Raw genomic sequence first — 7,531 nt, 5'->3', positions numbered from 1 at the left:
ACAGCGCATGGGCCCCGACATCTCACCCGACCGGTTGTAGCTCTAGCGGCTTCGCGACACCGCTGCGACCTTCGCCCAGTCCCGGTGGCGGATCCGATCTGACACACTGTCGCGGCATGACCTCCGAGGCGCAGACCGCCGAGCAGCAGCCGGACCACTACGACGCCTTCGCCGAGGCGTACGCACGGGCGAACGAAAACGGCCTGTTCACCCGCTGGTACACCCGGCCGGCGGTGCTTGATCTGCTCGGTGACGTCGCCGGGCGGCGGATCCTGGACGCCGGCTGCGGCACCGGGCCGCTTGTCGCAGACCTGAAGGAGCGCGGCGCGAGCGTGGCCGGGTTCGACGCGAGCCCGGCGATGATCCGACTCGCACGGGAGCGGCTCGGAGACGAGGCCGACCTAAAGGTGGCCGACCTGACCCTGCCGCTTCCGTATGACGACGAGGCGTTCGACGACGCGTTGGCCGTGCTCGTGCTGCACTACCTTAAGGACTGGTCGCGGCCGCTGGCAGAGCTGCGCCGGATGCTGAAGCCCGGCGGCCGGCTGGTCGTGGTGGTCAACCACCCGGTTATCCCGCCGGTGATGTATCCCGAGATCGACTACTTCGCGACCGTGCCGAACGAGGAGGAGTACGACTTCGACGGCGTCTCCGCGACGCTCAGGATCTGGTACCGCTCGCTGAGCGCGATGTCGGAGTCGTTCAGCGCCGCAGCATTCAGGATCGCGGCAATCAGCGAGCCGCCGGTGTCCCCCGACACGCCGCCCGAGTTGCTGCCGCCGAGCAAGCCCGACCCCACCCGCTTCATCGGCTTCATCTTCTTCACTCTTGAAGCCCTCTCCTAGCCGGACCGAGGCTCGCTAGCTGACCACTCCGTGAGCTGCCCGGCTCCAACGAGCCTCGCCAGCGGGTCTCGGCCGTCGACGACGGTCCTGGTCAACGGACACCCGCGAGCCGTCCCGTTTGAGGAACGTCCTGCGGGCACGTCCGCCGACAGCCACGCCCGTAGGGCCGGCTTGAACCTGGGCGTTCTGATAGACCACTCCGGTCAGCGGTCCGGTGACGGGGTGCTATCCGGAGGACAGTCCGGTGCCGGAGTCGTTAGCCCTGTGTGGCGATCACGGTTCGAGCGGAACGACGTCGTAGCGCTCCGGCTCGCTGACGTCGGCAACGACCTCGTTGGCGTAGTCGAGCGCCTCACCGGGGTCGTCGAAAGTCATCCACTCGTCCCGGACGCGGTCGGAGGCCTCACCGGTGCCGTCGACGGAGTAGTAAGCCTCCACGACCTCACCGCCCTCGGCGATCGTGTACGCGTCGGTCACCCACACGTATTCGCGGTCGTTCTCGCGGGCGAGACGCTCGGCGGCCTCCCGCCGGGCTTCGTGCGGAGCAACCTCCCCGGCTGGGATGGTGTCCCCGACATCGTACGGCCCCGTGGAGGGAGCAATCTCGGACGCGATGTCCTCGGGCTCAGTCGTCGTCGCGTCAGTGGAACACCCAACCAGTCCGAGAAGAACGAGCGCTCCAGCGGCCGCTCGGGCGGTGGTCATCACTGATCCCATCGTCGATCGTGCAGAGTACTGCAGCATGCGCCTGTTGCCAGGCTACCAAGGGGCATCAGGCCAAACGCGTGGACTGTGCGTCCTGGGCGCCTTCCAGGTCACCCTCGGCGGCGACCTCGCCAAGCGCCTCCTCTATCGCCGTTGGCGTGCCTACGATCGTCAGGTGGCCAGCCTTCCGACCCGTGAGATCGCGCGTCCAGGACGGCTGCTGATGGCGGTCCTCCTCGGGACTCTCCTGCCGGGCTGCGCCCCGTCGGGGCCGTCCTACGACCCGTACATGTCGGGCATCCCGGAGGCGCGCGCAGCTGCCGTTGCGACGCTCGACGAGGCCGCTGAGCGGATCACCCTCTCCGATCGGGTCACCGTCCTGGGAGCGGGCCGCGCTGACGGCTGTGGGATCCACACCGACTCGACGGTCTTCGCGCGGGCGATCGGCTACTACTGCGTGATGGGAGAGATGGTCGCGTTCGTCGTCCCGGACGCGAGCGCCCGCGAGGACGTGGTCGGGGCGGTCGATGCCGAGCTCGCGTCGATGGACATCACGTACTCCTACCCCCTTGCCGAGGACCTCGTGATGGCGTACCCGAGCGTGCGTCCCGGGATGACGGTGACAGGCGGGGGCCGTGCCGGCGGTGTCGAGATCCGGGTGGAGGTAGAGCCGTTCAGGGCCGACTCCTGGAGGACGCCGCGCATCCCGCGCGGGTCCTCCGAGGTCTCCGTCGATGGCGACCTCGACGTGATCAGCGCCTCGGCCGTCAAGGCCACGGGCGCCGACGAGGTCGTCACCGTCCTCCTGTCCACGAGGTACTGGGACACCAGGGGTCTGGACGCCGTCGCCGGCGCACCCTCGCCGCCCGTCCGGTTGGAGTACTACAGCGAAGGACCGGTCTACGGCTTCGACGTCGCTCTCCCGGTGCCGGCCGAGGGCGGGAAAGCGTGCGCCCTTGACGTGTCGGTGGACACGGCGACCGTCTCATCGGTGCAGCAGCCGTTTCCCCGTCTCTCCTTTTCCTTGAGTCGCGAGGCAACCTCCGACGACATGCAACGCGTGCGTGACTGCCTCACCGCCGGTCTCACGTCGGGCGCTGTCGCCGTGCTGACGCCCCACGAGTGAGCCGGCGCTCACCGGTGAGGCCCAGTCACTCCGACTTCTTCGCCCGGGACGGCTGCACCCGGGCCGGCTCGCCGGGCATCTTCGGGGTGCCTCACCGTTGAGCGTTGTGCAGACAGGCGGAAACCCGCACGAATGTTGGTGGTCGGTGGGAGCGCTGTGGTCGAGGTTATCCGGTGAGATTCGGGGCGCCTCGGACCAACACAAGAGTGCCCCGCTCGGTGGGTTAGACCGGCGGGGCCGACGCTGAAAGGACCAGCGCCATGCATCACAGTATGCGCGTCAGTTCCACCACAGGGACCGCACCCCTCGACATTGCCGCCGGGGATGTCCCCGGCACCGTGTACCTCTTCAATGAGGACACCGGCGCCGGCCAGGTATACCCGATCCATGAGCTGCTCGCGGCGCTGCGGGCAGCCTGCCCCGAAGGAGTCTCAGCATGATGGGTTTCGAAGCAGTCGAAGCGCTCGGTATCACCGTGGTGCCGGTTGCCACACTGAACGGCGACGCCGTCATGGTGGAGGGGCACCCCGTCCTTCTCGTGAGGGAGGACGTCGATTCAGTCGACCGCGACCGGATCGTCACCTGGGTCGTTGGAAAGGCCCGCGAGAGCAAGGACGCTGAGGACGCTGAGGACATCGCCCGCGGACTGCGGCACGCCGAGCACATGCTCAAGTGCCTGAACAACCTCCGCAAGCGCCCGCCCGTCTTCCACCACACGGACGCGGGGCTGATCTCAGGATGTCCCGACGTGACCCTGCCCCTCGACGCCAGGACGGGTCCTGGAACTGACCAACGCACGCTCTGCGGGATGTACTCGAGGGACGTGTGGCTACGCGGCGACAACCCCATCGTTCTCGATGTGCTCGGCGAGATCCGCATTTGCCGACGGTGCGCGGCCTCACACGCCAGGATGAAACAGGACGGCTGATGCCCAGCGCTCGAGCGAGCCGTCACAACATCAATCTGCCAACGCGGCAGTCCGGTGCGTGCCACGCTCGTGACCATGGACGCCGACATTACAGCCGCTGCCATCGCGGCAGCCGGTGCCGTCGTTGCGGCCACCGTGACGACCCTCCTCCGGAGCCTATTCAGAAGGAACATCCGAGACGACATCGAACGCGAGTTGAGGATCGTGGCGGCTCTGCGTGCAGACTCCAAAGCGCGAGTCACCCTCATGGACAAGATCGAGCGCCGCGTCGAGCTCCTCGCCGCTCGAGAGGAAGCTTCCCGCAGCTGGTTCGGTGCCGGTCTTGCCGCGGTCTTTCTCGCGTCCTTCGGCTGGCTCACGTATCTCACGGCGAGCGCAGGCGGCTGGTGGTGGATCGTCGCCGTGCCGGCCGGCTTCATCACGTTGGTGATGCTGCCGCTCGGCATCCGAGACCTAAGAAAAGTCCCACGCGACGAGCAGGGCCGGCCTCTGTCCGATCGACAGTAAGGAGTTCACGGGCATGAGCAACGATGATGACGAGAAGTACGAGCAGACAGACGCCGAGATCCGAGCGTACGTGAGCGGCGTCGTCACCTTCGCCCGACATTGGATTGACGCGGCCCTCACTGAGTGGGACATGGCCATGTTGACGGCGACGCCCGAGTTCCGGCTGAGCCACGCTCAGAACTGGGTGCGCAGCGCGATCGAGGTCGGCGAGATCCTTCCCGAGGAGCGTGACGAGGTCTTCGCCGCAATGGTGGAGGCGAAGGTCGAACACCGGCACTGGCCTTCGTTCGCTCGCGCGAATTACCACTACTACCGGGAGAGGTTCGGGGATGTCCGCGACCACCTTTCCTTCGGCACCCGACCGCGACTGGTCGACCTGGACCATGAGGTAGTGGTCCTGGTCGATGGGCGCGTGGCTGCGCGGGAGGATGTCTCGGCCCCCAGCAGCATCGGCCGAGTCGTAGAGGCCCCCATCGGCGCTTTCGCCACGATGACGCTCCGGTTCCTGCCGCCGGAGTTCTTCCTAGTGGACGGCATCGTCTTCACCGCAGACCAGCCGCAGCGGCCTGAGGGCTGACGTGTGACGTGAAGCGGCTCCCTGCGTCTGACGGCACAGGGAGCCGCTTCGTTGTCACCTCTGGTAATAGCGTCCGATGCCGCGCGCCTGGTGCTCGCGCTCAAGGATGCGGCCATTGGCGACGTCCTCCATGTAGCCAGTGAACTCACGCTCACCGACACTCAGCCGCACCCGCATGCCCTCGAGAGACACCCGGGTAGCCGACGCAGACACCGCGCCGCCCGAAGCGAACGACGGCACATACTGCACCGCCCCACCGTCGCGATACCCACGCATCGCACCCGACCGGATCGCCGCCCGCATCGCATAGATCGCGCCATGCCCGCCAGCTGCCTCGACCTCAGCGGCGGTCAGCATGTGCTCACCGTTCGACGCCATGATCGGCACATCATCCGACGTGCCCGTCCCTGGCCCGATCACCGCGCCACCAGTCGCCATCGCTGCCTGCCCGTACTGACGAATCGCGACCGCGGCCGTGACCGTCTTCCCGTTGATCGAGTTGAGGGTGGCGTCAAGCGCCCCAAGACGTGAGAGCGCCGTGTCGATCCCGGTCACCGCGACTGCGGTCTCGATTGCAGACGGAATCAGGTTGAGCTGGTCCGCGAGGGCGCGCGCGGCGTCTTCCTCAATCCCGGCTGCGACCGCGGCCTCGATGAAGTCGTCCCGAGTCTCAGCCATCTTGGCCTGGAGCTCCTCCTGCGAGGCACCGTTGGCAGCCATCGCTTCGATCAGGTCCCAAGAGGCCCCGGCGATGTCGTCGAGGGCTGCCTGGTTGGCGCGGCCCTTCTCAGTGGTGATGTTGAACGTGTCGCCGTTGTCCTTGATCGACTGCGTCAGGTCGTCATAGGACTGCTCGAGGTTGCGCTGCGCATCCCGGAGCGACAGGGCGATGTCTGCGAGCGTCGACTGAGCGTCAATCAGTTCATCGAGGGCGTCAGTCTGGTCCTCGACTGCGCCGGTGGTGTCCTCCATGACGGTGCCGAGTTCGCCCTGAGCGGTCGCGGTCTCCCCCACCGCTTCCTGGATCTGTCCGTGCTCGTCGCGCGCCTGGGAGACAGCGTCGCGCTGCTCCTCGAGGCGGCGGGACACGAGCAGGATCGCGTCAGCATGCTCGCCGGTACTGCGCCACTCATCGAGCGTCGTGTTGACCTCTGCGAGGGCCTCCGCATCACCCAGCGCGGCGTCCGTCAGCGTGCCCAGGTCGATGCCCAGTTCCTCCGCTGCCTCCGCAGCAGAGTCGAACCCGTAGCCGATGCGGTTGGCCCAGTTCTCAACCTCCAGGAAGCCCTCAGCCACCAGTTCTCGTGACTGCTCCGTGATCGCACTCGACGCGTCATCGAACGTGTCCCGTAGGGCCTCCACGCGCGCTCGCGCCTCAGCTTGCGCTGACGCCCATGCGGTGACAGCAACCGTGGCGATGCTGAGTGCCGCGCCGACACCAGCGACCGCGATCCCGGCTGTCTTGGCGCTGATGCCGAGGTTCTGCATCGAGGTTCGGACGTCCGACACCGCGGTGACCAGTCGCCCGAGGCCGGCGGTGCCGAGCAGCACGAGCCCACCGGCGCCGGTGATGCCCACGAGCCCCTGCTGTACAGACGAGGGCAGGTCCGAGAACGCGTTGACCACGTCCGTCGCGCCCTGCACCAGGGACCGCAGCGGCCCATCCGCGCCCTCACCAGCACCAATCAGTGCCGTCTCAAGGGCGCCCGTGAACTCCTCCCAGTCACCCTTGAGGTTGTCCATGCGGGTCGCAGCAACCTCAGCCGCATAGCCCGAGTCGTTGACCGCGTCAGTCCACTCACGGACACCCTCCGCGCCCTCCTCATACAGGATCGACGCCGCACGGATCGCGTCCTGCCCAAAGATCTGAGCGAGAGCAGCGTTGCGCTGCTCCTCCGTGAGATGCGCCAGCCGGTCCTGCAACTGACCGGCCACGGATTCCATGCCGACGAAGTCACCCTGCGCGTCGTAGAACCGCAGGCCCAGATCCTCGATAAGCCCGATGTTCTCCTTCGTCGGGTTCGCAAGCCTCAGCATCGCCGACCGGAACGCAGTACCCGCATCGCTCCCGACCAAGCCCGCCGAAGCGAACGCCGTAAGCGAGCCGACCGTCTCGTCCAGAGAAAGGCCCATCTGACTGGCGACGAGACCGCTCTGGTTCAGCGCGGCGGCCATGTCCGACACGCCACCTTGCGCCTTGCCGGCACCAGCGGCGAGGAGATCAGCGATGTGGGTGACGTCCTCACCGGCCAGCCCGAACTGCGTCATCGCTGACGCCGCGGTCTCTGCGGCCTCAGCCACGCCGATGCCGCCGGCCGCCGCGAGGTCGAGCGCCCCATCGAGGCCGCCACCGAGAATGTCAGCCGTGGAGATGCCAGCCTTTGCGAGCTCTTCGATACCGGCCGCGGCCTCCGTCGCCGAGTATGCGGTTCGCTGACCGGCGTCGATGGCAGCGTCCCGCAGGAGCTCCATGTTGTCCGCGGACTCCATCGTGGACGCCTGCACCGACGACATGGCCTCGTCGAAGTTCGCGAACGCGAGCACGGCAGCACCGGCGGCGGCGACCATCGCGCCACCCATGATCCCGGCCGTGTTTGACAGGGTGTTGACCGCTTGCGAGTTCGCGGCGATTTTGTCGAGGCCGCGTGCCGTGAAGTTCTCTGCCGCTTGCTGCGCGGTTCGCATGCCATTGACAAACCCCGTGACGCGCGCACCCAGGTTCAGCGTTACTGTTCTATCCGCCATAGTCCTTCTCCGTTTCAATCCGAGTAGATGAATCAACAATGCGTCGCACACATTCATGCTTTGCGGCCATTGTCAGGACTGCCCTACAAGCGGGGCAG

General features: G+C 67.0%; 7 protein-coding genes. 5 read left to right on the top strand and 2 right to left on the bottom strand.

Annotated elements, in window-relative coordinates:
- Positions 1-116: 116 nt before the first annotated feature.
- A complete protein-coding gene (locus tag DSZ44_RS11950) occupies positions 117-845 on the top strand; it encodes a class I SAM-dependent methyltransferase (RefSeq protein WP_110852852.1) in 729 nt (242 codons plus the stop codon).
- 273 nt (positions 846-1,118) lie between these two features.
- Here DSZ44_RS11950 and DSZ44_RS18085 read toward each other — a convergent pair whose 3' ends face one another.
- The gene (locus tag DSZ44_RS18085; protein WP_146237538.1) at positions 1,119-1,550 is read right to left on the bottom strand and encodes a hypothetical protein; all 432 of its coding nucleotides are present in this window, start codon (positions 1,548-1,550) and stop codon (positions 1,119-1,121) included.
- 223 nt (positions 1,551-1,773) lie between these two features.
- Here DSZ44_RS18085 and DSZ44_RS11940 point away from each other — a divergent pair, with 223 nt between their 5' ends.
- The 4 genes from DSZ44_RS11940 (at position 1,774) to DSZ44_RS11920 (ending at position 4,688) form a co-directional block, all read left to right on the top strand.
- Positions 1,774-2,676, top strand: coding sequence for a hypothetical protein (locus tag DSZ44_RS11940; protein ID WP_146237537.1), 903 nt, complete (start codon positions 1,774-1,776; stop codon positions 2,674-2,676).
- Between the two features lie 436 nt (positions 2,677-3,112).
- On the top strand, positions 3,113-3,604 hold the full coding sequence (locus DSZ44_RS11930; protein WP_110852848.1) for a hypothetical protein: 492 nt from the start codon (positions 3,113-3,115) through the stop codon (positions 3,602-3,604).
- A 75-nt stretch (positions 3,605-3,679) separates the two neighbouring features.
- On the top strand, positions 3,680-4,111 hold the full coding sequence (locus DSZ44_RS11925) for a hypothetical protein (RefSeq protein WP_146237536.1): 432 nt from the start codon (positions 3,680-3,682) through the stop codon (positions 4,109-4,111).
- 13 nt (positions 4,112-4,124) lie between these two features.
- Positions 4,125-4,688 (top strand): hypothetical protein, encoded by a 564-nt coding sequence (locus DSZ44_RS11920; RefSeq protein ID WP_110852846.1) that lies wholly within the window; start codon positions 4,125-4,127, stop codon positions 4,686-4,688.
- Positions 4,689-4,742: 54 nt separating this feature from the next.
- On the opposite strand, the gene DSZ44_RS11915 is transcribed toward DSZ44_RS11920, so the two are convergent.
- Entirely contained in the window at positions 4,743-7,373 is a 2,631-nt protein-coding gene (locus tag DSZ44_RS11915) for a phage tail tape measure protein (RefSeq protein ID WP_181424625.1), read from the bottom strand.
- Between the last annotated feature and the right edge of the window lie 158 nt (positions 7,374-7,531).

This window comes from Georgenia satyanarayanai (assembly GCF_900116375.1).
Lineage (GTDB): Bacteria > Actinomycetota > Actinomycetes > Actinomycetales > Actinomycetaceae > Oceanitalea > Oceanitalea nanhaiensis.
This window is presented reverse-complemented; position numbering and strand designations above follow the sequence as displayed.